A 26300-nucleotide genomic window follows, 5' to 3' on the forward strand; every position below is an offset into this window, starting at 1 on the left:
GCCGCGGGCATAGGAACCGAACAGGATGATCTTGAGAATGCGTCCGCGCTTCTTGAAGTCCGCAGTGCCTTCGTTCAACGCATCCTCGAACTCCTCGTGCAGAATCTCCAGCGCACGGGCGAGCTCTTGCTGCTTTCTATGCGGGATATGATCTAGGGAGGATTTCATCATGGGAACGGAGTCTGGCTGGCTTTCAATTATCGCTGCGATCTTATCGCGCTGGTGGTATTCATGGACCTTATACGCTTCGCAACATTCATCAAATGGCAAAAGTGCTAGTCAACTTTTGGAGGTCGGGACGCCACGGGCACGAACGCCCGTTCGTGATGTCGGCTATAACGGTGCGACCTCACCCGCGTGCTTCGCGTCTCTGAAGAGAGAGCAAGCTCTGTGCACCAGACCGACCGTTCAAGCAAATGAACCGACACGAAAACCAGTGCATCGCCATTTGATGACTGGAACCAGCAGAATCCTGCCGGATTAGTCTTCCTCAACATGAGGAGAAGAACAATGTCGGAAACAGCGCGAGGCCGTAACCAGGACCGCGCAAGGGTGGCTGGCGGGCAGGATCATGAAGTCCGCTATGAGGCAAACAAGGAGCACGTATCAAAAGACAATGTGAAGAGTGCGACCAAGTCGGTTGGCAACAGCCGCGACAAGGTCGAAGACGAGCTCGATCGCAAAGACTGATTGCCACTTGTATCTGATCGACGGAAAGCCGCTTGGCGTCATCCAGGCGGCTTTCGTTTTGTCGTCGGTCGTCTTTGTCGTTGATGACGTTATCGGCGTTTCCCTCTCACCCTTCAGAGCAAGACGCGCGCCTGTCCTGCCGCTCACTTCGGCGCTATGGGGGAGCGCGTTCCCGTCAGGACAGGCTCGATCATCGCCTTCCATCTTCCGTCGCAGTGACTTCCCAATCTGGTTGTTTGCTAAACCGCGTTGACCCTCGGTGCCAGTCGCTATCTCTGGCGCCTGGATAGCTCTCAGATCCGCTCGAACAATCCCTTGAACTCCTTGTCCTCGTAGTAGCGGATCTTGCGCAGCTTTACTGGATAGTGTCCCTGCCGCAGAAGGATCATCCTGTCGTCTGGCAGTCGCATGATCTCGTCGGCATTGATCAGGTTGCGGGCAGCAATATGCTCCGAGCTGGTCTGCTTGCCCTCCCCATAGGACGCCGTCATGTAATGCGCATCGCGCTTGCCGATCGAGCGTGAAACAAGCTCGGCCGTCTCGATGTCATTCACACCAAACACCTGCAGTACGGCGGCATTGGCAAGGAAGGTGTTGGCGCCTTTGCCGTAGAGGGCTCGTAGTTGATGAATGTCCTGAAGGATCGGCCAGAGCTGGACGCCATACCCTGCCATCAGCCCCATGGCTCGCTCGACAGCATCTAACCGTCCAAGGCTTGCAAACTCGTCGAGCAGGAACAGCACGGACTTGTTTGCGGGAGCGACTTTCTTCTGCTTGCCGAATGTTGTCGCGGTCACTTCTGACGCGGTAATGCTTTGGGATGGCGATGCACCGTTGCGATCCCTCACCATCTCCGTCAGGCTTTGACTAATCATCAATCTCAGCCACCGTGCATAGGTGGAAAGCCTGTCTGGTGGCAGCACCAGGAATACCGACTGCGTCCTCTGCTTCAGATCGATGAATTGGAAATCCGATCGCTCCATCACCCGCTTCATCCGCGGACTGTCAAGAAAGTGTGTATGGCGCTGCGCTGATGACAGAACGCCCGATGCCTCGCGATCGGACTTGCCTAATTGCCGGTTGGCAGCGCGTGCTATCAAAGCATCACAAGCAGTACTCTCCTGCATCCGTGTCATAAGGTCGGCAAATGCCTTGGGCGGTCTCGTCAGATAATCGCGCAGCGTTGCCGGATGACGAAGATGCGGTGGTTCGCTCGCAACCACCATCATGATCAAACCGGCAATCAGCGCCCTGGCTTCCTCGTTCCAATGGGCGTCACCAGAACTGCCAGGCTCGCCGTAGACCAGAGCATCGGCAAGCGTGCCGGCATGCTCGGCGATATCGACATCATTGGCATCGAGATGCGCAAAAGGATTGAAGCGAGAGGATTGCCGCTCCGTCACCCCGAACGGATCGAGAACATGCAGTGCTCCAAAGCGTTCCCTTGCCCGCGCCGTGATCCTGGCATTCTCGCCTTTCGGATCAATGCAGATGACCGAGCGTTGAAGCGTCAGCAGATTTGGGATGATGGTGCCGACACCTTTGCCGGTGCGGGTCGGCGCCATCGTCATCAGATGCGATGGACCGTCATAGCGCAGCAATGTTTTGGTTGGTGGATCGCGCCCGATGATGAGACCGGCACGACGCTTCCCCGCCATCGATGCGATGTCTTTCGCACTGGCCCAGCGTGCCGTGCCGAACACCGATTGCACCGGCACCTCGGAGACGAAGGCCCCCATGAATCCGAACACCCCGAAGACGAGCGGCAGGTGTTTTGCCACGACCAGCAGGACCTGACTGATCAGTCCCTGCTCCAGCCCGAATGCCCAATGCACAACGAAGTCGAGGAAGATGATGGTGCGCGCGTTCACCCAGCCGATCGCTGCACAGGTGGCCGCAAGAAAAGGTGCAGTCACGACCGCCTTCACAAAGCCCCAAACCGTCATGGCTGTACGGTGCCTCCGTCCTCGCTCGTTGAGCGTTGCGTGTCCTCTGGAAGCGTCAGTGGAGCCTCATTGTCCTTGCCGTCGGATACTATTTCTTGCGCGTCGTGCGTCGACGCGTTGGTCTCATTCTGCGGCCACAACAGGTCAACGAACAGCAGCCGGTCAACATCGCGGCTGAGATAGGCCGGGAACTCGCGCGCCAGCCATTGTCGGAGTTGTTTCGTGCTCAGCTCTCCTTGCTGCTGTGCGGTATCTCCGTCCTGCTCCAGCCGTTCCAGAACAAACGATCCGAGCAGCATTCTGCGCCGTGTGGTCTCTGCCCGTTGCTGCTTCTCCAGTCGCGATTGCAGCGCCTTCTTCTGCTCTTCCAGTTCCCTGATCCGTTGCTCGATTGGTTTGCGCATCCCTGCTCTCCCTCTTGGTTGTGGGTCAAAGCACGGCATTGAAGGAAACCACTTTGGAATTGGCCACTGGCATTTGTGCTAGTTGAATATTGACCTCCCCAAAGCTACCCCCGGTTAAGGCACAAGGGCGCACTTACGAGTTGAACACGTTTCAGCGCCGGTTTTGTGCGCTTTTGTAGGAGAGACGGCACAGTTGGAGACTGTCTGCCTGTCGGGTCTGTCTATCGCGGGGGAATGATGGCGATCTATCATTGCAGCGCAAAGCCGGTCAGCCGATCGGGCGGCAGAAGTGCCGTCGCGGCAATCGCTTACCGAACCGCAAGCCTGCTGACGAACGAGCGTGACGGCCTCACCCATAATTTTACTGCCAAGAAGGGCGTGGTTCATTCCGAAATCGTTCTTCCTGCCGATGTCGAGGCAGACTGGGCACTGGATCGCTCAGCACTGTGGAACGCAGCAGAGAGGGCAGAGCGTCGTCGGGATTCCCGCGTTGCCCGGGAGCTCGAGATCGCTCTTCCACATGAACTCAGTGCAGACGCTCGCCTGTCACTCGCCCGTGCCTTTGCCCAGGATCTGGCAGATCGTTACGGTGCTGCCGTCGACTTCGCCATTCATGTTCCCCAGGGCAAGAGCGATACCCGCAATATCCACGCCCATCTGATGATGACCACGCGCGAAGTCACGCAAGACGGTCTTGGCGAGAAGACCATGATCGAGCGCGAGAACAGGTGGTTGCTGGCAAACGGTCTGCCCACCTCGCATATACAGATGCGCGATATCCGAAAAGTCTTTGCCGATCACGCAAATCGCCATCTGCTTGAGGCCGGTCTCGATGTCCGTGTCGATCACCGATCGCATCTCGATCGCGGTCTGGAGCTCTCGCCAACCGAGCATATGGGTGTCCATGCCAGCCAGATGGAACGACGTGGGCTCGACGTTTCTCGTGCTCGCCTGGAAGACACAGCAGCGAAGAAAAATGCAGATCTGATCCGAAGAAAGCCGGAAGAGGTTTTGCGCATTCTGACCGACGAGAAAAGCGTGTTCGACAGTCATGACATTGCCCGCACCATCCACCGCTATATCAACGACAATGACGGCTTCCAGCGCGCCTTTGCCGCTGTCATGGCTTCACCTCAGATCGTTGAGCTTTTGCCGGAGCAAAACAGTAAACTGGCAAAGTACTCGACGCGGGAAATGATTACTGTCGAGCATACGATGGCAGCGAGCAGCCTGCGGATGGCGGAGCGAAACAGTCACCGCGTCAGCGCAAACAAAATTGACCAGGCACTCGATCGGCAGGATGTGATGCTGGGTGGCTCCGGGCTTACCGACGAGCAAAGGACCGCTGTTCGTCACATCACCTCCGCGAACCAGATTGCGGCGGTGATCGGCTTTGCCGGCGCTGGTAAATCGACGATGCTGTCTGCTGCGCGCGAAGCCTGGGAAGCGCAGGGCTATCGTGTTCATGGTGCGGCTCTTGCGGGAAAGGCAGCTGAAGGTTTGACCACATCATCGGGGATTGCAGCGCGCACGCTAGCATCCTGGGAGTATGGCTGGAGCCGTGGCAGAAATGAACTTGGCTGCAACGATATTCTCGTTATCGATGAAGCCGGCATGGTGGCAAGCCGTCAGCTGGCGCGCTTCGTTGCAGAGGCCGAAAAGCGCGGTGCGAAGCTCGTTCTCGTCGGTGATCATGAGCAACTTCAGGCGATCGGTGCAGGCTCACCGTTCCGCGCAATTGCCGAGCGCATTGGCTCGGTCGAGCTTACCGATATACGCAGGCAGAAGCACGACTGGCAACGGGAGGCTTCGGTTGCCTTTGCCACGCATCGCACGGCGGAAGGATTGCGGCAGTACGCCGAGCAAAACAGCATCCGATTTGCCAATGATCGAGAGCAGGCCTGTGCTGAACTGATCCGCGATTATCTCGCCGATCGGGCGCAGAACCCGGACGGATCGCGCATCGCATTGGCCCATCGCCGGGTCGACGTTCGAGCCATTAATGACGGCATCCGGGAGCGTCTTCAGGCGGAAGGACTGCTGGCGAAAGGCGGTGGTAAAGCTGGCAGTGAACAGGGACACGGAGACGCCACAACTGATCGTGAAATCATCTATCAGACCGTCAACGGCAAGCGTGCCTTTGCGCCTGGTGACCGCATCGTTCTTCTGGAAAACAATCGCGACCTTGGCGTCAACAATGGCATGCTGGGAACGGTGGAAGCCGTCGAGCCGAACGCACTACATCTGCGGCTCGACGGATCTTCGAACGGACAAAACAACGCCCGCCATCTCGCTCTACCGGTCAAAGATTACCAGTTCTTTGATCATGGCTACGCCACCACCATCCACAAAGCTCAAGGTGCCACCGTCGACCGCGCTTTCGTCATGGCATCCGCCACCATGGACCGGCATTTGACCTATGTGGCGATGACCCGCCATCGTGAGGCCGTGACACTTTATGCCGGTCGTGATGAGTTGCAAGACATGAAGAAAATGGTCGCCAGCATGGGGCGGTCGGGCGTCAAGGAAACCACGCTTGACTATGAGCAGGTGTTTGCCGAGCGACGCGGATTGAAGGCGGAAGCGAGCGGGACAAACAAGTTGGAGGTCGCCACAATCGGAGCGAAGGTGCTTCAGCAGGAACGTGCAGTCGAGCAATCGCAACCGCTCGAACAAACGCTCTCACAGAACAACGACACCCCTTCCCCGCTCGTGCCCGCGATCACGTATTACGACCGCACCGTCGAAGAGATTGCGCGGGACAACGCTATGCCGCATCTGGAGCGTGAGATAGAGCATCTGCAGTCGATGGCTGACTTAGTCTATCAAGAATCCTTCACCGCTGCGTCCACCTTTAGAAGCTTCATCCTGGATGGCAAAACGGATAAAGCCGAACTGGTCAAAGCTGTCCAAGAGCGACCCGAGCAGTTTGGAGCCTTGCGTGGCAAGAGTGGTCTCTTCGGCGACAATGCCGAGCGCAAGCAAGCGCTGAGAAGTGCGAAAGGTCTCTCCAGCCATGTCGGATTTGCGGCAGAAACCTGGGAACGAAGATTGCATGAAGCGCGCCGGTCGGAAGAGTGGCAGCGCGAGAAGCGCGATATTGTCGAGGTGCCGGGTCTGACGCCCAAGAGCGAGGCGATCCTCGAAGCGTTCGATCAGCTCGACAGTGAGGAGAAGTCGCAGTTCCTCGAGCAGATGACGAAGACGCCGGAGGGTAGACAGGCGCTCGCCGAGGCAGCCGAGATCGCCAACGCGCTGGAGAAACGCTTCGGGACGCGCAACAGGCAGGAGCTGGAGAAGATGGATCTCCGGCTAGGCAAGGATCAGCTTCAACAGGTCGATCGTATCAGGAACGTCGCGCGGCTAGTTGAGCGGGCGCTTACGGCTGAACAGAGGAAGACATATGAGCTCGAACAGTCGCTGAAGAAGGGCTTAGGCCTTGGGTTGTGAGTGCATGACACCGGATGGCTCATACACCGCGCTCGAAATGCGGCATACCTGCAAGGGTATCGTGGGTTCAAATCCCACCCTCTCCGCCATCGTGGACCCTTGGGTTGCCAGTGGTTCCACCGAGCTCTATTAGAACAGATAGACTATTCAATAGAGCGCAGCTGCGTGCAGATCGCGAGCAGGTCCACACTCGCGGCACGTCCTGCAGCTTTCCCGATCTTGAACTGGTTTTTTTACCGAGTCTATTGACAATCCATTTAATAATTCTAGATAGTCTCACTAGCAGAGCACTTCTGCGAACACCTAACCAAGCATCAGCTTGGGACCGTGTCATGGTAGCAGCGGCATTGCGAAACTGCTTGCGGCAAGCTACCACGTCGATGGGTGACACCATGTGGATGTTGCCCCACCCATCTTGCTACTGGCTCGGCGACATTTGTCGGACGGCGCTAAGGGCAATGTTGGTAAGATCGAAGTTGAAGTTCTGTGAGAAGAATACACAAGGGTGGCTTAGTCCACCCTTTGTTGTTTTTGTCATTTTTTCCCCAATCGCGTGCGGTCGTTCGGCGTTACGTTTATGTAAGTGTTCTCATCTTTTGGCGAGATGGTGCCCTTTTCGCAGTCCTCGAATTCAAAGCGACTTAACGGCGGACGATCGGGTCTCACATCGTAGTGAAAGCCGACAGGGATGCTTCTGCCAACTCTGAATGCGCCCCTAAGCCAGGTAAACGGAAGATCTCCTGACACGTCATGGCCGTGAAATTCACGGCGTTTCGCGGGAACGAAAAGTAGATCTCTAGCGTCCGAAAAAACGGTCGTCTTCGGACTGACCGTGGTGGCTGTAGGTAAACCAGTTAACGCCCTCAATTCAACCGGATTGTCGTCGTGGTTGAAGTTGGACGCCGCAATGAGTTTTTCAGCAAAGGAATCCACCTTGTAGTTGGCAAAGGGAAGCGCAAAGGGGCTTCTTCGAATCTCAGAATCGAAAATGGTGTTCAAATTTCCTGCCAAACCCTGCGCGCTTCGCACCGCACGCATCAAGGCGGATAATGCCTTATCTTTTGACATCGAATTTATATCGGCCGGCAGGCGGAAGTTCAGTGTGGCCGGTGCAAAATTGTTCAGGAGTCTTTCCACAGATGCATGTGGTGCATACAGAAGTGCGAGCAGACGAAGTTTTCCATCCGAAATATCTCTTTCGAGCGTGTCACGCACTGCCTTTGCTAACGCCTTTATATCGTCATCAGAATACGCGTAAGCTTGGCTGGTTCTTACTGCTCTGCCGATAACTGGGCTTGAACGAAATTCTCTGGCGACATTTTTCTTTGCCGCTTCGAATAATTCTCCACTCAAACCTGCTATAATGAAGTATTGCACTTTATCTTACCGCACTCTGAACAGTTCCATTACAATATCGAGTGGAATGGCTATTCGAGCTTGATCTGCTTTCGAAAGCTTCGAAAGGGCTTGCGCAAAATTTGTGCCCTGGTCATCACCGTCAATCTGCGCAACGGTCTGCGGCCTTTTCTGGCTGGGCTTGTAAACTAGATTCTCTTCGTCGAGGTCTCGCTCCGCAATATATTTCCGAATGTTTTCTCTCAATATTGCAGCATTGACCGGCCCGAGTGGCCCCTCAATTCCTGAGATGAATCTTTCCGGGATCTCAAGGGAGTGCTCAGGCATGTTTTGCCCCATAGGAATATCAAAATAAATGTGCGGGGTGTCTGCTGACCAAACTCGAGCGTAACCCGGTATAGACGGGTTCTTAAACGCTTTCCAAAACCCAGAGTGATAGCTTTGTTGTGTAGTTTTTTGATGAGGAGCGGGTGAGTTAGTCCCAGCCGAAAATAAAAAATCAGTATTTTCAGGAACGTCTGCCGCCGCTGGCACAACACCATGTTTTCCTGTTGCTGATTTATGAGGGATCACCAGCAATGACTTTACGTTCTTGTCGATAAACGATTTCAACCCACCTAGTTGCTTTATTAGTGTCTTGTCTTTCATCAGCGCTAGGGCCTCTGTGCCTAGCGTGGTTAGCAAGAGAGCCTGGCGGGTATTTGCCCAATGCTTTTCGCATCGTTCTTCCGCAAACTTAGCTAGATCATCCGCCGTCAGAATTTCGTTGATTTCCATAAACAGTTCTCAATCAATCTCTTTGTTTAATCGAGAAACCACACCAGATTACAACCTGTCAATCCGACGTTACCAGATAGGCAAGTTACAAAGAACTTTAACTCTTCGCTTGAGTGATTGCGCCCTTCAACGGGATAGACCTTGGCTCCCATCCAGGGGCGTCCTACGCGTGATCTTCGATAACCATTGGAGATCACATGGCGACGATCCGGAAGCTCACACGAGCGCTAGCGAGCCGATGCTGTGAATGTCCGTTATTTGTGTCGAAGGGCGCCAGGGCGTATCCCTGAGTCGCCGCAGCGGCTCAGGGTGGGCAAGCTAGGATCGGCGCGTTCACCTGCGGTTCGGAGCTGCTGTCGCGCTGACCTCTTCAGCGCTTCACACATGCGGGGAGTGGATATCGTGCCCCCACTTCCTACGCCAGAGAATTTCATTGACGAAGCAGAGTCACCACCCGGAAGCTTCGCTCTCTCCCGCGAGCCTGCAAAATGAAGGCACCGGAGCGTGAACTTTTGGCCGGTATATATCCTCTAATTTTTATTCATTACTACTCATATTTATATTGAATAAGAGACGTCCAAAAGTTCACAGCTCCGGCTGTTCGCAAAGTCCGGCTCCCACGCTCACGACGTGAAGCAGTTGCTCCGGCCGGTTGCTATAAGTCTTCACGAAGACATGCAGCAGAGGAGCTTCCGGCGTGGAGAACCTGAATGATGATGACACCTACATGGTCGAGCGTGCGCCGATCAAGCTCACCCCCTACGACCGCCGTCTGAAGGAGTTTCGTGACCTGAGCGAGAAGCGTAACGAGCTTGCGTCTCATCCGGACAGTCAGCGTAGGATCGCGCAGTTGGACCTGTTGATAGAGCAGGCGCGGAAGCGGCTTGAGATCGAAAAACAGCGGAGCACCGATGATGCCTGGCGTCGGCGTCGTGACATTGATGATTGGCGTTCGCGCGACGGTATGCAAGCGAACTGTTGCACGATGCCATCGTATCGGCGATGTTCAGGTCCAAATAACATGGGTGGGACATGAGCAAATCCTGGATGGTGCGAGCCGAGCGTGACGGGCGGTTGTTCGACGCGTTCAAGGAAAAGTCTGCAGTGGCGATCGGCTGGAACGAGGTCGGTGATCTTTCGGCGGTGAAGACGCGCAAAGCCGTTGCAGATCTGGTGACATCCGCGTGGCCGGAAACCAAGCCGCAATCCGTGGCCATGGCTGCTGGGCAGCTCCATCGCTTCGTCAACGAGATCGAAGTCGGCGACATGATCGTCACCTATAATCCTTCTCGGCGCGTCTATCTCATCGGTGAGGTTGCCGGCCCCTATCGCTACGACACCTCAGTCGATCCAGAGGACGCGCAATATCGCCCCGTTCAGTGGCAGGGCGAAGTCGGGCGGGACCTCTTGTCTGTCGAGAGCCGCAACAGCCTCGGTTCGATCTCGACGCTCTTCCGTATCCCAGCTGAGGTTGCCGCCGAGTTGAAAAAGACCCTGGCGTCCGGCCACCCCGTTAAAGTGGAAATTGCTGCAGCGACCACAGAAGCGAACGAGGATGATCTCTTCAAATCGATGGAAAGTAGGGCTCGCGAATTCATCAAGGATAAGGTGAACGCGCTTGCCTGGGACGACATGCAGGAGCTTGTTGCCGGTCTCCTGCGTTCGCTCGGCTACAAAACGCGCGTCTCGGAGGCGGGACCGGATCGCGGAAAGGATATTGTCGCATCGCCGGATGGTTTCGGATTTGAGTCCCCTCGCATCGTCGTCGAGGTGAAACATCGCAAGGGAGCCATGGGCGCGCCAGACGTCAGAAGCTTCCTCGGGGGACGGCATCCGCAGGACAAGGGTCTCTATGTCAGCACAGGAGGCTTCACCCGCGAGGCCCGTTACGAAGCTGAACGTGCGAATATCCCGCTGGCGCTGATGGATCTCGACGATTTGGTGAAGAGCCTACTAGAGCAATATGAAAAGCTTGACCTTGAGACGCAGCAGCTTGTGCCGCTGAAGCGGATCTTTGTGCCGGCATGGTCGTGATGGACAACCGAATCAGGTGGCGTCGGCCCCAACGATTCCGCATGCAAGCATCTGAAGTTTAATGAGAACTTTCGATATTGGCACGCACCGGAAAAATGGTAAGAGCCTTATCAGAACTAACAACGCAGCAGGCGATGAAATGGCAGTGAAGAAGTCCGACCTCTACTCCTCTCTTTGGGCGTCGTGCGACGAGCTCAGAGGCGGAATGGATGCTAGCCAATACAAAGACTACGTCCTGTTCATGCTTTTCATTAAATACGTCTCGGACAAATACGGGAACAGCGATGACTTCGCCCCGCCGATCGTCATTCCTGAAGGCGCCAGCTTCGCCGACATGATGGAGCTTAAGGGGAACCCTTCAATCGGCGACCTGATCAACACCCAAGTCATCCAGCCCCTCGTCGATGCAAACCCGCGGACCTTGGCCCGCACCGACTTCCCGGACTTCAACGACCCTAATAAGCTTGGCGAGGGTGACGAGAAGGTCAAGCGACTCGAGAATCTGATAGCCATCTTCCAGAACCCAGGGCTCGACTTCTCAAATAACCGCGCCGAACACGATGACATTCTCGGCGATGCCTACGAATACCTTATGCGCCATTTCGCTACCGAGAGCGGCAAGAGCAAAGGACAATTCTACACGCCGTCTGAGGTCAGCCGCGTCATCGCCAAGGTTATTGGCGTTTCACCGAAGAACTCGGTCGCATCGACGACCGCATACGATCCGACCTGCGGTTCGGGCTCCCTTCTTCTGAAAGTCGCCGCCGAAGCGGGCAAGCAGATTACGTTGGAAGGTCAGGAGAAAGACGTGACCACCGCCGGTCTCGCACGCATGAACATGATCCTGCACGACTTCCCCACCGCCAAGATAGAGGGCGGGCGCAGCACGCTCACGCAGCCGCGTTTCCTGGATGGCGACCAGATACGCACCTACGATTATGTCGTTGCCAACCCTCCTTTTTCGGACAAGGCATGGAGCACCGGGTTCGAGTTCGACAAAAAGGCCGGCACGGTCAAGGACAGGCACCAGCGCTTCGCCTTCGGAACTCCGCCGGCAAAACAGGGCGACTACGCTTACCTGCTGCACATCATCCGGTCTATGAAGAGCACAGGTAAAGCCGCTTGCATTCTTCCTCATGGCGTCCTGTTCCGAGGCAACGCCGAGGCGGTGATCCGCGAAAATCTGGTGCGTTCCGGCTACCTCAAGGGCGTGATCGGGCTGCCTGCGAACCTCTTCTTTGGCACCGGCATCCCGGCCTGCATCCTGGTCCTCGACAAGGAGAATGCCGTCGGCCGCAAGGGCATCTTCATGATTGACGCCTCAAAGGGCTATATAAAAGACGGCCCCAAGAACCGCTTGCGTGAGCAGGACATCCACAGGATCGTCGATACCTTTATTAGGGGTGTTGATGTTCCGCGCTACGCTCGGTGGGTCTCGATCGATGAGATCGCCGAGTCCAAGAATGCTTTCAACCTTAACCTGCCCCGCTACATCGACGCGACCGACCGCGCGGATCTGCAAGACATAGAGGGCCACATGAAGGGCGGCATCCCCGAGCGCGACATCGACGATCTGGCAGCCTACTGGCAGATCATGCCGGCCGTCAGGGTGACACTCTTCGCGCCCGCCGACCGCCCGCGCTATTACCAGTTGCGTTTGGCTCCGGCCGAAGTGAAGGCTGCCATCCTCGACCACCCGGAATTCCGCGCTTTAACCGCTGCCTCCGCGACAATATTTTCCGACTGGCGCGTGCGCACCCGGCCTAAACTCGTGGCCTTTGGTGAAGGTAGCCACCCCAAGGACCTGATCGCCGACATCGCAGAAGATCTGTTGGATGCCTTCCGTGCCGCCCCACTGATCGACGCGTATGACATCTACCAGCACATGATGAGTTGGTGGAACGGGGTGATGCAGGACGACTGTTATCTGATCTCGGGCACTGGATGGGTTCAGGGTGCGCAAACTCGTGAGATCAAGAAGGTCAAGAACAAGGACGGCAAGCTCGTTTGGCCCGAGAAGGGAGATTATAAGATCGGGCAGCGGCGCTTCGCCTCCGACCTTCTTTCCGCTCCGCTGTTGGTCGCTCGGTATTTCACCAAGGAACAAGCGCAGATCGACAAGCTGGATACTCGGATCGCCGAGCTCGAGGCAGAGCTCCAGGAGCGTTTTGAAGAAGGCACGGGCGACGACGGTCTACTTTCGGATGCGGTCATAGGCGAGGATGGGAAGCTGACCATCAACGAGAAGAGCGCGCGCGCTAGCATCAAGAAACTGAGCTCGGACAAAAACTATGCCGACGAGGTCGTGGCGCTGGAAAGCTATCTGGAGCTTCTGAAGGAACTGAAAAAGGTCAAGACAGCCAGAAGCGACGCCCAGAGGGAGTTGGATGAGCTGATCCACCTGAAATACCCAACCCTGACCGAGGACGAGGTGAAGGTGCTCGTCATCGACGACAAATGGATGGCCCGGCTGGAGGATGACGTGCAGGGCGAGATTGACCGCGTGTCACAGCGCCTGACGGGGCGCGTGCAGCAACTGGCAGAACGCTATGCCACCCCGCTGCCGAAGCTTCAGGTTGAGGTGGCAGCGCTGGCGGCCAAGGTGGTCGGGCATCTGAAAGCCATGGGGCTGTCTGCATGAAGCCCGGCTATAAGCAGACCGAGGTCGGGTTGATCCCGGAAGATTGGGAAATTCTTTCCTTAGGAGAGATCGGACGAGTAGTTCGAGGGGGGTCACCTAGGCCGGCGGGAGATAAGCGTTTCTTCAACGGGTCATTCATCCCATGGCTTACCGTTGGCTGCCTGACTAATATCCCGTCTGAGCAGCTAGATGTTGTCGAGACTCCCACAATGCTTACCGCGGAAGGTTCGCGTCGCAGCCGACTATTATCAGTGGGCACAATGGTCATTGTGAATAGCGGTGCGAGAACGCTCGGGGTAACAAAAGTTCTGGGTATCAACTGTTGCGCAAACGACGGTATTGCGGCGCTCGTCGAGCAAACAGCAGGTCATAAAGCCTTTATATGCTACTTTCTAAATTCCCAGATAGATCGCCTGAGAACGGTTGTTGCTTCGGGGAACGATCAACTCAACCTCAACACGTCACGAATCTCACAATTGAAAATTCCGTTTCCACCGGAACTCGAACAGCGATCAATTGCGGGTGCACTTGCAGATGTGGATGCGGCGGCTAACGGATTGGAACGGTTGATCGCCAAAAAGCGCGATCTCAAACAGGCGACGATGCAGCAACTCCTCACTGGCCAGACCCGCCTGCCGGGTTTCGTGGGTGCTTGGGAGATGAAGCGGCTAGGGGATCACGTCACATTCCTGCGGAACGGCGCTCTATCCCGAGCGCAGCTGACCACTGACGACCCGGTGCGTTATCTCCATTACGGCGACATCCATGGCAGCAGTGACGTGTTCTTGTCGCCATTGACAGCGAGCATGCCGACGGTTCCGAGCTCGCTGGTCTCGCGCCTCGACCGGTTGCAAGATGGCGACCTCGTTTTCGCGGACGCTTCTGAAGATCTCGACGGTGTTGGAAAGTCGACCGAAATACAGATGGCGGACAGCCTAGAGATGGTCTCTGGGCTCCACACCATCGCCGCACGCTTCGACAAAGATGTTCTGACTAATGGCTTCAAAGCCTACCTTCAGTTTATCCCTGCGTTCAGCGCTCACCTGAAAAAGCACGCCTCCGGGACCAAGGTGTTGGCGACTAACCGATCTCATATCGCGAGCGCAGAGTTGGGACTGCCGGCACCGACTGAGCAGAAGGCTATCGCTCTGGTCTTCCGTGACATGGACGCCGAACTTTCATCGCTTAAGGCTCAACTCGACAAGACACGCTTAATTAAGCAAGCGATGATGCAGGAATTGCTGACCGGCCGCACGAGGCTTCCTTTTCAGTGAGGTATTGATGACCGACCGCCCCCGTTCCGAACGTGCCACCCAGAACCGTCTCGTCGCGCACCTGACGGCGCCGGTCCTGACGGGCGGTCTGGGGTTCCGCCACCTCGGCGACTGGTCGAAGCGGGCTGGCAACCAGGGGATCGAGGAGGATGCTCTCCGCGCCAACCTCACAACGCGCGGCTATTCCGACGCCCAGATCTCGTCTGCGGTGCTAAAGCTGCGCACGGCGGCGCAGGTGATGGGCACGACGCTTTATCAGGCGTCCTTGCGCACCTATCAACTGCTCCGCTACGGCATCGACGTGCAGACTGAGGCGGGGCAGCCGCATACCACTGTGCATTTGGTGGACTGGGCGAACCCTGCCGACAATGACTTCGCTCTGGCCGAGGAAGTCACACTGAAAGGCGGCCATGAACGCCGCCCCGACATCGTGCTTTACCTCAACGGTCTCGCCATCGCGATGATCGAGCTGAAGCGTAGCTCGGTTGAGATCGGCGACGGCATCCGCCAGCTGATCACCAATCAGGAAAGCATCTTCAACGAGGCGTTTTTTCCAACCGTGCAGCTGTTGTTGGCCGGCAGCGACGCGCAGGCGCTGCGCTATGGCACCGTGGGCACGCCCGAGCAGTTCTATGTCGAATGGAAGGACGAAGACCCGCCTTCGCGTGCGCCGGTCGAGGGAGCACTGCTGGACCGGCCAGTATCGCAGATGCTGCGCCATGACCGGCTGCTGGACCTGATTCGCAACTTTGTGATCTTTGACGACGGTCGCAAAAAGGTGCCGCGCCAGCACCAATTCAAGGCGGTTAAACTCGCCCAGGACCGCATGGCCAAGCGCGAGGGCGGTGTGATCTGGCACACTCAGGGCTCGGGTAAAAGCATCCTGATGGTGCTAGTTGCCAAGTGGTTGATGGAGTTCGACCCCGAGGCGCGAGTTCTGATCGTCACCGACCGCGACGAACTGGACAAGCAGATCAGCGGCGTCATGCGGAATGCCGGGGTGATTGGCAAGGACGCGCCTTCGCCCCGCATCACATCGCGCGCCGAGTTCGTCGAAAAACTAGGATCCGCCGCGCCTCGGCTACTTTGCGCGTTGCTTCACAAATTCGACAGCACCGACCTCAGGGGTCCGGCGCCCAAGATTACGGGTCGGTTCTACGTCTTCGTGGACGAGTGCCACCGCACCCAGGGCGGCGGCATGAACGCCCAGATGAAGCGCTGGCTCAAGAATGCCATCTTCATCGGCTTCACCGGCACTCCTTTGCTGCGTCGCGACCGACAGATGACCCGCGATGTCTTCGGCACCTATATCCACACTTACAAGTTCCAAGAGGCCGTCGAGGACGGCGTCGTTCTCGACCTGAAATATGAGGCGCGGAACGTCCCACAGCGTCTGACCAACCGAGCCAAGATCGACGCATGGTTTGAGCAGAAGACGAAGAGATTGAACAACTTCCAGAAGGCTGTCCTACGAAAACGCTGGGCCAATATGGAAGATCTGATGAGCGCGGCCGGTCGGAAGAACCAGATCGTGGCTGAGATCATCGGGGACTTTGGTCTGAAGCCGCGGCTTAACAACGATCGGGGAACTGCGATTCTAGTCGCGGCGTCGATTTATGACGCCTGCCACTACTTCCGGCTGTTCCAGAACACAGGCTTCGCCAAACACGTCGGGATCGTCACCTCCTACGAGCCCAACCATAACGCCATCTCGCGCGAGCCAGCCAACAGTGACGTGCGCTACAAGTTCGACACCTACACCCAATTTGTCCTGAAGGGCGGGCTGACGACGAAGCAGTATGAGGACGAAACCAAGCGCCGGTTCATCGAGGAACCCGCGAACATGAAGCTGCTGATTGTGGTCAGCAAGCTATTGACCGGCTTTGATGCTCCGAGCTGCACCTATATCTATTTGGACAATGAGCTACGCGATCACAATCTGTTCCAGGCGATTTGTCGAACTAACCGGCTCGACGGCTACGACAAGGATTATGGCTACATCGTTGACTTCAAGGAACTGTTCGGCGACGTTCAGCAGGCGATCGCCGTCTACAGCTCGGACGAGCTAGATATAGACCAGGGCAGCGGTGGCGAGAATAACGTCCAAATTAAGAATTGGCTGGAAGAAGGTAGGAAGCATCTCGATGACACCCGCGAGGCGCTGCACTTCCTGTGTGAACCCGTGGAGCTGCCACGGTCGGTGGAACAGTTCCTGCACTACTTTTGCGGTGATGCTTCAGACCCCAACGCACTTACGGACACTGAAGCCCTACGCGTAACCTTCTACAAGGCCGTAGCAGCCTTCGTGCGCGCGTATTCGGCCATCGCGCAGCAGCTGGAAACGGCTGGCTACAGTGCAGCAGAAGCAGCTACCATCCGCCTCGAGGTAGAGACGTTTGACGACCTTCGCGCTGCGATCAAGAAGCACTCAGGCGAAGAGCTGGACATCAAGCCGTTTGAGGCTGATATGCGTCACCTGCTGAACACTTATATCCAGGCGGACCCGGCCGAAGCGCTTGGCGATCTCGCCGAGATGTCGCTGACCGAGTTGATCATCGAGACTGGTATCCACGATGCCATCGCGAGGAAACTCAACGCCAAGGGCAAGCTCTCCAAGAATGCGATCGCCGAAGGCATTATCAACAATCTTCGCAAGACCATCATCCGCGACCAGCTAACCGATCCTCGCTTCTACAGTCAGATGTCAGCACTTCTGAATGATCTCATCAGTCAGAGCCGTGAAGATACTGCCGCCTACGAGGAATTCCTGCGTCGTGTCGAAAGCCTCGCCCGTCAGTTGGCAGAAAAGAAACCGGATGCCGACATTCCACCTGAGCTGAAAGGCAAGCGAGAGGCGACAGTAATCTTCAATAACCTCACGTCCCTACCCGGATCGCTTTTCTCATGCCCGCAGGCGGATGATGACAGGGCGGCACTGGCGCTTGTGATCGACCGGACGATCCGTGAGAGGGCGCCCGCCGGCTGGAAAGGCGACGACACCAGAGAGAGGCAAGTTCTCAACGCAATATTTCCGCTGCTGAACCGTGATCGAGAGGCTACCACCGCCCTTTTTGAGATCATCCAACACCAGTCGGGGTATTGATGACCGAGACGATCGAACTGGGTGACATCTGTATTGCGGTGACGCGGAAGCCAGTGAAGAATGTTCATCTGTCCGTCCACCCACCGGACGGGCACGTCACACTCGTCGCACCATCCTCGACACGGCTTGAGGTGGCGCGAGCCTACGCCATTTCGAAGCTCGCTTGGATAAAAACTCAGCAGGCGGCCTTGACGGCTCAGCAGCGTGAGCCGGCCCGTAAGTTTATCGGCAGGGAAAGCCACTACGTCTGGGGACGCAGATACCTCATGACGGTCATCGAACTGGATCAGAAGCCGTCGGTGGTTCTGGATCACCGCACTATCCGGCTATCAATCCGCCCGGGAGGCCCTCCAGAGAAGCGTGCGGAAGTCATGCACGAGTGGCATAAGTCGCTCCTCCATAGGGTGGTGCCTTCGATCATCCGAAAATGGGAGCAGACGCTTGGAGTTTCTGTTTCGCGCTACTTCCTTCAGCGCATGAAGACCAAGTGGGGCGGGTGCACCCCCGAGGCCGGGACGATACGGTTGAATACCGAGCTGGTTAGGAAGCCGAAGGATCTGCTCGAATACGTCATCGTGCATGAGATGATGCACTTAATCGAGCCGAAGCATAGTCCAAGGTTTTTTGAGCTGATGACGGAGCATTATCCGGCTTGGCCGGAAGCGCGCAGGGAACTGAACGAGCTCCCGCTGGCTGATGAGTTGTGGAAATTGGCCGATTCGCCATGAATGATATCGTGTCCGTCGTTGGCTTTGACTCTGCCTGGAAAGACAAGCCAAGAGCGCCTGGCGCGCTCTCCATCATTCGACACAGCCACGGCATCTCCCGCCTACACCTTGAACCGACGCTTACTTCTTTCGCGGAGGCTCTCGCGATCATCAAGGCAGAGCGCGCTCAGGTCGCTAAATGTGTCGTCGCCTTGGACCAGCCGACAATCGTTCCGAACATCGGCGGATCCCGTCCGGTCGACAAGGTAGCTGGCTCGTTAATCTCCTGGATTGGCGGTGGCGTGCAACCCGCGAACCGTTCGAAGGTGGGGATGTTTGATGACGACGCACCGATTTGGAGGTTCAAGGATAAGTTGATGGCGACCGAGGATCCTCAGCAAGCTCGTGTGGCCGACAAAGGCCTCTTTCTGTTAGAGGTCTTTCCAGCACTCGCGCTCGCCTCCGTCGAACCTGAGTTCTGTCGGAGGTTCGGTGCTACGAAATACAATCCCGCAGTTCGCAAGCGCTTCCAGCTCGCCGCCTGGCAGTCGGTCGTTCGAGTCCTGATCCGACAAGGGTTGACCAACACATTGCAGAACTTTGACAGCTGGTGTGAAACGATGTTTCACGAGGCATCGCCGCGAAAATCGGACCAGGACAAGATCGATGCGATGATCTGTGCGCTCGTCGGCCTTCACTGGCTGCATGCGCCACGAGCCCAGTCTATGATGATTGGTGATCTCGAAAGCGGATATATGATCGCTCCAGCGCCAGGTGGCATTCACGAACGACTGGTTGCGGCAGCCCAGCTCCGGGGCGTCCATTTCAGTTGAGGCGGCACGCCTCGGCCATACAGCGGCGCTGGAGAGCTCGAAATTGCCAGCCTTGTCTCTCATCGCTATGAGACAGCCCGCGCCAACAAGCGCCGACCAGTGTGACCGGAGAGGTGGCAGAGTGGTCGAATGCACCGCACTCGAAATGCGGCATACCTGCAAGGGTATCGTGGGTTCGAATCCCACCCTCTCCGCCATCGTGAACCTTGGACAGTGAGGTTTTCCAGCAATTTTGTTAGTTTTGTCACTCTTCAATTCCGTTGCCGAAATCGGCGAGGGCCACACTCTCGGCACTAGGAAGCGTTTCTCGAAGCTAGGCTCGGCTTGTTCCATCAGAACGCGTGCGCCTGCTGATATACTCTTCGACGGTTTGCGGCAGGATCGCATCGTTTAGTGTCAATATTGCCCGGAGCAGATACTCACGGATCCCGGATCGGGTCTTCTTGTCGCCTGAGCTCTCGATCGCGCAGTGCACGTCTATAAGAGCACTCGATAGCTGACGGCAAAAAGTTAAATCTGCGTCTCGCTTATATACGAAGTCATCAATAACCCAATTTTCGGAGGGAGCATTTCGAACAGAACACGGACAGATGCAAATCCGCTTTCCCTGATAAAGCTGATTTCCCTCCCAAATGAACTCGTCTGATCGATACGGGATATCGTAGCCGTATTTATTGCTAGTCGGATAATCTGGGTGCCGTTTGTCTGGACACGTGCTATGCCTAGTGACTACTAATAGTCCGAGATCTGCTCCGGCATTTATGTAGCGCTCCAGGATGTCGATCAGAGTCCTCCGCGTGGTGTAATTTGAGATCGTGTCGTCCCACGAAAATAAATACTTCGAGCTCTTTATAAAGCCAATTTGGCCTAAAAGATCTCTTCTCAGACCTACCAGATATTCGAATTGGTTCATCTCACACTCCGAATTAATGAGAGCTCGTTAGTCGGCCCACCCGAAGCGACTTAGACATGGAGCTATTAAGATGGATAGCTGTTCTGCTAGTAAAAAAGTTGAGGATACCAAAACAAGATTCGCTTCGATACTCCCGCAGCGACCATACCGCTGGGAAAGCCAAAAACACCGCGGCCTCATGCGGTTTGTACATCGATCTCACGGTAAACGGGACCCAGACAGGTCTCGCTACAGATCTCAGGATGGGAATGATGAATTACCTCGATCTGGTCCAAGACTTCAACACCGACAACCAGGACGCACGAAAAATGATCGATGCCGCTCGGGCGAAAAACACGAGCAACGCGGCCCCCGCGCCAAAGCTCTAACTGCTTCCCCAAACGAAACAGCACCAAGGCACGCGAGACCACGCGCCGACCCTAACGGGCGATACGAATACCGATCGCCCGTTAGGGTCGGCGGTATTCTACAACAGTTCAGGAACCAACCCGGTGAATTCGACCGCATTCCTTTCCGTGATCCTGCTATCGATATCGGCCTCGACGGCCCTCGCAGACCGTGTTGCAAGTCGGGAAGAATTCCGAGGGCGCTGATCACGTGATTGCGGCAGTGGACGGACCTGTCACCGCGATATCGACGACATGAAATCGAAGAGGACGGTGAAGATCACTTTTTCCATCGATGGAAAGGGGGCGAACTGCAGATGGTCGGTCGATGCGATCTATGATAGCGGCTTCGGCGGTCCTGTCGCGAAAGACCCTTACGGCAACTACTATTTCTATTTGACCCGTCACGAAGACGGTCGCCTTCATACATCCGGCACCATGTTATCGAATTGCGGTCCGCAGCCGATCGATCAGTATTTCACATCCGACGCGCAGGGGCTGGTCGACAACCGCGAGGTCTTCGATCACAACGGCTCGGCGATGACCGTAGCCCCCCGGCGCGGGAACCATCGTCTATCGCGATCCCAAAAAATCGATATCGAACACCGTCAAGGCTGGCGCGGTACTTTTCAAAGCCAACGCGCCATAGGACCCTTACGACGGTAAGTTTGTCATCCGCGGGACCGCCTACGTCTACAAACTCGGCTGCGAGCCCGCTCCCTACGAGGTTTCTGGACATCAGCAGGGTTGGCATACCCTTGTTCTGAAGGGGCGTGCGCCCGTCCGTGAAAAAACTGGATGTAGAGTGGTCGACTACAGGGTGAATGGAAATTCCACACTCAAGTTTGTCAGTTGGGGTGATTGACCCCGGCAAAACCAAGACGTCACGTTCTCATGATCAACAGCGGGAACAGGGTTTCGACGGCAGCGCGGGCCTTCATTTTCTCGATACGATGTTCGATCGTCCTTGGAGAGAGTTCGAGTAGCTCCCCGATCTTGCGCGCCGATAACCCTTCCCGAAGCAACTGGACGATGGACAGGTCAATGTCGTCCATACGGACATCATGGGCAACGACGGAAATGGAGTGGACCTCTCCCAGAGTGACGCACCATGCCCGTTTGGGCGTCGGATCAGGTAAGATGATCACGTCTCCCATTATCCGCGCGTCTTCAATGACCACGTCGATTTTACCCGTGATCGGCCGTCCGTCGGAAATCGCCTTCTGACATCCTTCGATCATGCGCTGCCAAAGCAGCGCGCTCAGGGGTACGTCGCAGAGCCGACCAGTCTTTTGTAGGACCCCGACATCGATCAACCCCGTTGGAATTCCGTACTGCCGGATGAATTCCACATGCCAGTCGATAGGTGCTTTCTCCGTGTGGAGGACGACCAACGCCATGTGGATCCTAAGATAGTTGGCAACCGAACGACAGACTTCGTGCGGTGAGATTGATTCTGACGAGCTCCCCAGCCAGGTGTCTGTCAGCCGCCTCGACAGGTCGGAGAACGAGACGTTCGGTTTCAATGGAGCATCCAGTTGGACAAAAACGAACGATTTCGCGGAGCAGACATCCGAGTTCCAAGTCAGGTCATGAATTCAACAATGAAAGGCAATTACGCGTAGAACGGCAACCTTTGGTCTGTCGTGACAACACCGTTCCTTTCTGTCAAGTCGTGACGCAAGACAGGTGGAATGGAAGGCTTCATCGGAGATATGGCAAGGATCGGTTATGCGCGAGTTTCGACGCTGGATCAGCATCTAGATTTACAGCGAAACGCGCTACGTCTCGCGGGGTGTAACCGTATTTCCGAAGACAACGGCGTATCGGGAGGTCAACAGCAACGTGATGGCCTGTCGTCCATGTTGAAAACCCTCCGGCGTGGCGATGTTTTGATCGTATGGCGACTTGACCGTCTCGGGCGTTCGATCGTGCATCTGATAGCGTTGGTCGAAACCCTGAAACGCCGCGGGATCGGGTTCATATCGCTGACCGAGAGCATAGATACGTCCTCGGCGGGCCGACAGTTGATATTCCACATTCTTGCAGCCCTAGCCTAGTTCGAGAAATCTTTGATCAGGGAACGGACAATCGCGGGCATTGCCGCAACTAGAGCAAGGGGCAAGCATCCCGGACGCAGGCCGTCCCTGACCGAAAGTCAGTGCGAGGAAATCCGTGCATTCCTGAGCATCGGCGCGTCGGCGCGCGATGTAGCTCCAGCTCACAAGGTCCACCCTCGGACGATACTGCGGGGGATCGACCGATTGTCATGAGGTAGGTATCACTACTGCGACTGTCGTCAACAGGCGGTCGGCCTTTACCAACGAGGAGGAAGTCGTGACCCATCCTGCTATAGACCGCGTCTTGCGATTGATCGAGAATTCCACCGACTCCAAGGCTCTCAGACAATTTGCGGAGAACGCCAGAAAGAAGGGAGAGCCGACCGTCGCGCATGCTGCCGAGTTACGGCTTTACGAAATCCTTCCTTCCGAAGAGCCTGGTTCATTTGAACACGATGTTTGGCGAAGCATTCATGCACTGGAGGGCACCCTCACGAACGAACGCGGAAAAACGACGCGGCTTGGACGAACACGTCAGAAGATTGCCCGGGTTGGGGAACTCGGGACGGTGACTGACCTGATCGTGGGGACGAAGAAGCCATCTGAAGGCTTCACGATGCTTCTGGATCGCCAGATGCCCGAGCTTACCTTTGAAGCTGTCGCTCTCCGCCATCCGGACAAATTCGACCAAGACGCACTCGATGTCGCCAGTCAAAGACTACAGGCCGCCAGTTCTACACAAACTCGCTGAACTGACAGAGTGCATAGTGGCCTCGCATCCTGGAATACCAGCGCTAGTAGTCAAACGACAGGTTATTTGCTTATACCAATACGAGCACGTTGAATCCTTCCCGGACTTGAAACCCGTCTTCGGCTAGCAACGCTTTGCCGTGCGCGTCCATGAACCACTCCGCGGTGTCGTGATCGTAGAACTCCGCAATGGCCTCTTCGACTTTTGCTTTTGCTTCGGTTAGAACGTCCAACTTTTCCAGCCTTCGTGTGTTGATCTGCACAAGCTTACGTTTGGCTGGCTTGCCTGCATCGGAAACGAAAACCGAGAGCCTGCTACCGTGATAATATTTAACCCGGACCCGTAACCGCTTCGGACGGGCTTTATCGAAGTTATCGTTGATCGCCTGGATGCGGGCTTCGATCTCGTCCTCCTTGAGATGGGTTTGTGGCATCACGTCGCTGACGGGTATGAGATCACCGGCAAAATGCTCCTGCGCCACTTCGGCTGCATGTTGGGCATAAGCAAGATGCGTCACGGGCAGAGCCGCTAGCCATTTGCGCCTTTGCGCGATAGCCATGGATTTGGCTGCAAGCTCACCAAACTTCGCAACAGAAAAGCTCTCGCGCTTCTGGCCGTCATTGGTAATCAGTGTGGTTTCCCAGACGTCGCCGTCTCGCATCTCGACCCGACGAACGCCCGATATACCGCTCTTGTTGGTCTTGCGAAGCAGAACCGCCTGCTCGTGATTGGTAGCGGGCGGTATGGCTTCTATGATTGCATCGCGATAGGCACGGGCCGCCTTGTACGCAGCTTCATCGCTGCCATAGACGCTGTCCTTGAACAGTCGCACAATTCTGTGGCCGCGTCGTCTCAGGCTCACCCACCAGCTAGCACCGCGCCGCTCATTGGCGTCCTCGCGTTTCAGTCCATAGTTATCTGCGTCGTGCTTCGTCCCCGGGCTGTGTGCCTTCCTCCGGCTCTTCCCTACCCCACTGTCGACATTTACTGGCGCCATGATGTGTCCTTGGTCTCACATACTTCGGTCAGTTTGGTTTGCAGATTGCGGCGGGTTTGAGGACCGGAACCATTTTAGACGGAGATGGTTGTACAAACGGCCAAGCCTCCTTGGTTTTGCCACAATGATTGATTGCATTCTGTCCAGATTTTGACAGCTGATTGATATTTTATCCCATCCGATCACCGGGGTTCCCCATGACCGAGCAGCCATCGTCCGCCGATTTCATCCAGGCCAGCCGTGTTTTGAAGGTCAAGTCGCCGCTCGGCGAAGACCAGTTGTTGCCAGAGCGAATGATCATCAACGAAGGCGTCTCGCAGCTTTTCGAGATACAACTGAATGTCCGCGCCAAAAAGGAATCGGTGAAGCCGGAAGAGTTGATAGGAAGGCTGGTCGATGTCTCGATTGAGGTGAGCCAGGGCGAAGGCGAAAATGGCGGTGTCCGCCGCCCCTTCAATGGTCTGGTCACCGACCTGCACGAGGGGCCACCCATCACCCGTGGCCTGCGCTCCTACGCCATGACCATCCGTCCACAGATGTGGCTGCTATCCCGCCGTTCCGACTGCCGCATCTGGATGGATAAGAACTCGGTGGAGATTGCTGAAACGCTATTTTCCGAACACGGTATACCAGCGCTGGATACGTCGGGCGTGATCAAAACTCCGCCTGCGCAGCACTACAGCACCCAGTTCAACGAGACCGACCTCGACTATCTCTTGCGCCGTTTCGAAGAGGACGGCCTTTTTTACTTTTTCAGCCACGAGGATGGCTCTCACAAGCTGCATGTGGCCGATACCGCCAATGGATGGCTTGGACCATCACCTTCCGCTCAGGGTGAAGGCAGGGTGCGGCTGGCACAGGGATCGTCAGATCGCAACCACATCAATGACTGGGCTCGCCGCTTTTCTTACGTGTCCGGCCAGCGCGCAGGCGCCGACTGGAATTTCGAGACACCGGGCATGGTGCCAAGCAATATGACGCCATCACTGGTGCAGATGCCGGACGCGACCAAGCGTGAGCTTTATGAGTACCCAGCCCGTATAAAGACCGTGGAAGAGGCAGAGCGCGCCCAAAAACTGCGAGCCCAATCCATCGAAGCCGACCACGACCGCGTCTTCGGCGGATCGACCTCCCGCATTCTCGAGGCAGGCCGCCGCTTCACGCCTTATGAAGTTGCACATCCCGAGCACGAATATGAAGAACACGTCATCATAAAAGCAAGCCACACGATCGTGGACCGCTCCTATGAAACCAACAGCAACGAACCGGAATACCGCAACACCTTCGAAGCCATCCCCGCCCGCGTTCCGCTCACTCCGCACCGGACCACCAAGCGCCCGAAGATCGAAGGCACGCAGGTTGCCATAGTGGCAGGTCCTGAGGGCGAAGAAATCCACCCTGATCAATATGGCCGCATCAAGCTGTGGTTCCCGTGGGACCGCAAGGCCAAGAAGGATGGGACGGATACGTGTTGGGTGCGAGTTAGTCAGGCATGGGGTGGCGGCACATGGGGTGCGCAGGTCATTCCCCGCATCGGCATGGAGGTGATGGTTGCCTTTGTGGATGGTGATCCAGACAGGCCATTGGTGACGGGCGTTGTCAACAATCCAAAAAATTCGGTGCCTTACGATCTGCCTGCCAACAAGACCCGCATGGTTCTGCGCTCCAATACACATAAGGGCGACGGCTTCAACGAGATCACCTTCGAGGATGAGGCCGGCAAGGAGAACCAGTTCTTCCATGCCCAGAAAGACCAAACCACACGGGTTCTGAACGACCGTACCAAGCGCATCGACCGCCACGAAGTTGCATCAGTCGGTGGCAACCGTGCCGTCGAGGTGTCCGGCAACCAGAAGCACGAGATCGGTGGATCGGTGAACACCGTCGTTGGTGGCACAGGGCCAATGGCGATAACGGCGATGGCCGGTGTTCAGGCGCTATCCGGTCAGACGGCGGGACTCCTCAGTCAAGCCGCACA

18 protein-coding genes, 1 tRNA gene and 2 pseudogenes are annotated in these 26300 nt (G+C 56.3%); 13 read left to right on the forward strand and 8 right to left on the reverse strand.

The annotated features are described in order from the left end of the window. A pseudogene (locus tag ASF69_RS23505) lies at positions 1-171 on the reverse strand (nucleotidyltransferase); the annotation flags it as partial. Between the two features lie 339 nt (positions 172-510). On the opposite strand from ASF69_RS23505, the gene ASF69_RS04200 reads away from it, so the two are divergent. Beyond that, the gene (locus ASF69_RS04200; protein WP_062585713.1) at positions 511-690 is read left to right on the forward strand and encodes a DUF3606 domain-containing protein; all 180 of its coding nucleotides are present in this window, start codon (positions 511-513) and stop codon (positions 688-690) included. Between the two features lie 293 nt (positions 691-983). Here ASF69_RS04200 and ASF69_RS04205 read toward each other — a convergent pair whose 3' ends face one another. Further along, positions 984-2606, reverse strand: a complete 1623-nt coding sequence (locus ASF69_RS04205) for a type IV secretory system conjugative DNA transfer family protein (protein ID WP_244475390.1) — start codon at positions 2604-2606, stop codon at positions 984-986. Positions 2607-2632: 26 nt separating this feature from the next. Further along, positions 2633-3040 (reverse strand): mobilization protein, encoded by a 408-nt coding sequence (locus tag ASF69_RS04210; RefSeq protein ID WP_348271365.1) that lies wholly within the window; start codon positions 3038-3040, stop codon positions 2633-2635. Positions 3041-3277: 237 nt separating this feature from the next. On the opposite strand from ASF69_RS04210, the gene traA reads away from it, so the two are divergent. Next, positions 3278-6490, forward strand: a complete 3213-nt coding sequence (traA, locus tag ASF69_RS04215) for a Ti-type conjugative transfer relaxase TraA (RefSeq protein WP_062586241.1) — start codon at positions 3278-3280, stop codon at positions 6488-6490. A 534-nt stretch (positions 6491-7024) separates the two neighbouring features. Here the strand turns inward: traA and ASF69_RS04220 are convergent. The 3 genes from ASF69_RS04220 to ASF69_RS04230 form a co-directional block, all read right to left on the reverse strand. Next, on the reverse strand, positions 7025-7867 hold the full coding sequence (locus ASF69_RS04220; RefSeq protein WP_156461987.1) for a hypothetical protein: 843 nt from the start codon (positions 7865-7867) through the stop codon (positions 7025-7027). Positions 7868-7873: 6 nt separating this feature from the next. Next, entirely contained in the window at positions 7874-8623 is a 750-nt protein-coding gene (locus tag ASF69_RS04225) for a hypothetical protein (protein ID WP_062585719.1), read from the reverse strand. Positions 8624-9278: 655 nt separating this feature from the next. Beyond that, on the reverse strand, positions 9279-9593 hold the full coding sequence (locus tag ASF69_RS04230) for a hypothetical protein (protein WP_062585721.1): 315 nt from the start codon (positions 9591-9593) through the stop codon (positions 9279-9281). 62 nt (positions 9594-9655) lie between these two features. On the opposite strand from ASF69_RS04230, the gene ASF69_RS04235 reads away from it, so the two are divergent. From ASF69_RS04235 to ASF69_RS04280, 8 genes are all read left to right on the forward strand, one after another. Next, positions 9656-10657: a restriction endonuclease gene (locus tag ASF69_RS04235; RefSeq protein ID WP_244475391.1), complete on the forward strand. Its 1002-nt coding sequence runs from the start codon at positions 9656-9658 to the stop codon at positions 10655-10657. A gap of 139 nt (positions 10658-10796) precedes the next feature. Then, positions 10797-13298 (forward strand): class I SAM-dependent DNA methyltransferase, encoded by a 2502-nt coding sequence (locus ASF69_RS04240; protein WP_062585726.1) that lies wholly within the window; start codon positions 10797-10799, stop codon positions 13296-13298. After that, a complete protein-coding gene (locus ASF69_RS04245) occupies positions 13295-14572 on the forward strand; it encodes a restriction endonuclease subunit S (RefSeq protein WP_062585728.1) in 1278 nt (425 codons plus the stop codon). The genes ASF69_RS04240 and ASF69_RS04245 overlap by 4 nt, the downstream gene beginning before the upstream one ends. 7 nt (positions 14573-14579) lie before the next feature. Next, a complete protein-coding gene (locus ASF69_RS04250; RefSeq protein ID WP_062585729.1) occupies positions 14580-17675 on the forward strand; it encodes a type I restriction endonuclease subunit R in 3096 nt (1031 codons plus the stop codon). Next, on the forward strand, positions 17675-18403 hold the full coding sequence (locus tag ASF69_RS04255; RefSeq protein ID WP_062585731.1) for a SprT family zinc-dependent metalloprotease: 729 nt from the start codon (positions 17675-17677) through the stop codon (positions 18401-18403). Before ASF69_RS04250 ends, ASF69_RS04255 begins: the two co-directional genes overlap by 1 nt. Next, complete coding sequence (locus ASF69_RS04260; protein WP_062585733.1) at positions 18400-19215, forward strand: DUF429 domain-containing protein; 816 nt, start codon at positions 18400-18402, stop codon at positions 19213-19215. Before ASF69_RS04255 ends, ASF69_RS04260 begins: the two co-directional genes overlap by 4 nt. 107 nt (positions 19216-19322) lie before the next feature. Beyond that, a tRNA-Ser gene (locus tag ASF69_RS04265) sits at positions 19323-19412 on the forward strand. Positions 19413-20787: 1375 nt separating this feature from the next. Further along, positions 20788-21180 carry a hypothetical protein gene (locus tag ASF69_RS04280; protein ID WP_062585739.1) on the forward strand — a complete coding sequence of 131 codons (393 nt, stop codon included), beginning with the start codon at positions 20788-20790 and terminating at the stop codon, positions 21178-21180. Positions 21181-21398: 218 nt separating this feature from the next. Here the strand turns inward: ASF69_RS04280 and ASF69_RS04285 are convergent, their stop codons facing one another. Then, on the reverse strand, positions 21399-21914 hold the full coding sequence (locus ASF69_RS04285) for an AsnC family protein (RefSeq protein WP_062585742.1): 516 nt from the start codon (positions 21912-21914) through the stop codon (positions 21399-21401). 294 nt (positions 21915-22208) lie between these two features. Here ASF69_RS04285 and ASF69_RS23790 point away from each other — a divergent pair, with 294 nt between their 5' ends. Both ASF69_RS23790 and ASF69_RS04295 read left to right on the forward strand, forming a co-directional pair. Beyond that, the gene (locus ASF69_RS23790) at positions 22209-22574 is read left to right on the forward strand and encodes a recombinase family protein (RefSeq protein WP_348271366.1); all 366 of its coding nucleotides are present in this window, start codon (positions 22209-22211) and stop codon (positions 22572-22574) included. 277 nt (positions 22575-22851) lie between these two features. Further along, positions 22852-23325, forward strand: coding sequence for a hypothetical protein (locus ASF69_RS04295; RefSeq protein ID WP_082469626.1), 474 nt, complete (start codon positions 22852-22854; stop codon positions 23323-23325). Positions 23326-23395: 70 nt separating this feature from the next. Here ASF69_RS04295 and ASF69_RS04300 read toward each other — a convergent pair whose 3' ends face one another. After that, on the reverse strand, positions 23396-24322 hold the full coding sequence (locus ASF69_RS04300; RefSeq protein ID WP_244475392.1) for a hypothetical protein: 927 nt from the start codon (positions 24320-24322) through the stop codon (positions 23396-23398). 197 nt (positions 24323-24519) lie between these two features. Here ASF69_RS04300 and tssI point away from each other — a divergent pair. Further along, positions 24520-26300: pseudogene (gene tssI / locus ASF69_RS04305) on the forward strand (type VI secretion system tip protein TssI/VgrG); the annotation flags it as partial.

Source organism: Rhizobium sp. Leaf311, assembly GCF_001423445.1.
In the GTDB taxonomy this organism is placed as follows: Bacteria; Pseudomonadota; Alphaproteobacteria; order Rhizobiales; family Rhizobiaceae; genus Agrobacterium.

Bases quoted from the DNA above. Each gene is read 5' to 3' on its own strand.
- ASF69_RS04200 (WP_062585713.1), top strand. From the start codon at position 511: ATGTCGGAAACAGCGCGAGGCCGTAACCAGGACCGCGCAAGGGTGGCT.
- ASF69_RS04210 (WP_348271365.1), bottom strand. From the start codon at position 3,040: ATGCGCAAACCAATCGAGCAACGGATCAGGGAACTGGAAGAGCAGAAG.
- traA (WP_062586241.1), top strand. From the start codon at position 3,278: ATGGCGATCTATCATTGCAGCGCAAAGCCGGTCAGCCGATCGGGCGGC.
- ASF69_RS04225 (WP_062585719.1), bottom strand. From the start codon at position 8,623: ATGGAAATCAACGAAATTCTGACGGCGGATGATCTAGCTAAGTTTGCG.
- ASF69_RS04235 (WP_244475391.1), top strand. From the start codon at position 9,656: ATGAGCAAATCCTGGATGGTGCGAGCCGAGCGTGACGGGCGGTTGTTC.
- ASF69_RS04240 (WP_062585726.1), top strand. From the start codon at position 10,797: ATGGCAGTGAAGAAGTCCGACCTCTACTCCTCTCTTTGGGCGTCGTGC.
- ASF69_RS04245 (WP_062585728.1), top strand. From the start codon at position 13,295: ATGAAGCCCGGCTATAAGCAGACCGAGGTCGGGTTGATCCCGGAAGAT.
- ASF69_RS04250 (WP_062585729.1), top strand. From the start codon at position 14,580: ATGACCGACCGCCCCCGTTCCGAACGTGCCACCCAGAACCGTCTCGTC.
- ASF69_RS04255 (WP_062585731.1), top strand. From the start codon at position 17,675: ATGACCGAGACGATCGAACTGGGTGACATCTGTATTGCGGTGACGCGG.
- ASF69_RS04260 (WP_062585733.1), top strand. From the start codon at position 18,400: ATGAATGATATCGTGTCCGTCGTTGGCTTTGACTCTGCCTGGAAAGAC.
- ASF69_RS04285 (WP_062585742.1), bottom strand. From the start codon at position 21,914: ATGGCGTTGGTCGTCCTCCACACGGAGAAAGCACCTATCGACTGGCAT.
- ASF69_RS23790 (WP_348271366.1), top strand. From the start codon at position 22,209: ATGGAAGGCTTCATCGGAGATATGGCAAGGATCGGTTATGCGCGAGTT.
- ASF69_RS04300 (WP_244475392.1), bottom strand. From the start codon at position 24,322: ATGGCGCCAGTAAATGTCGACAGTGGGGTAGGGAAGAGCCGGAGGAAG.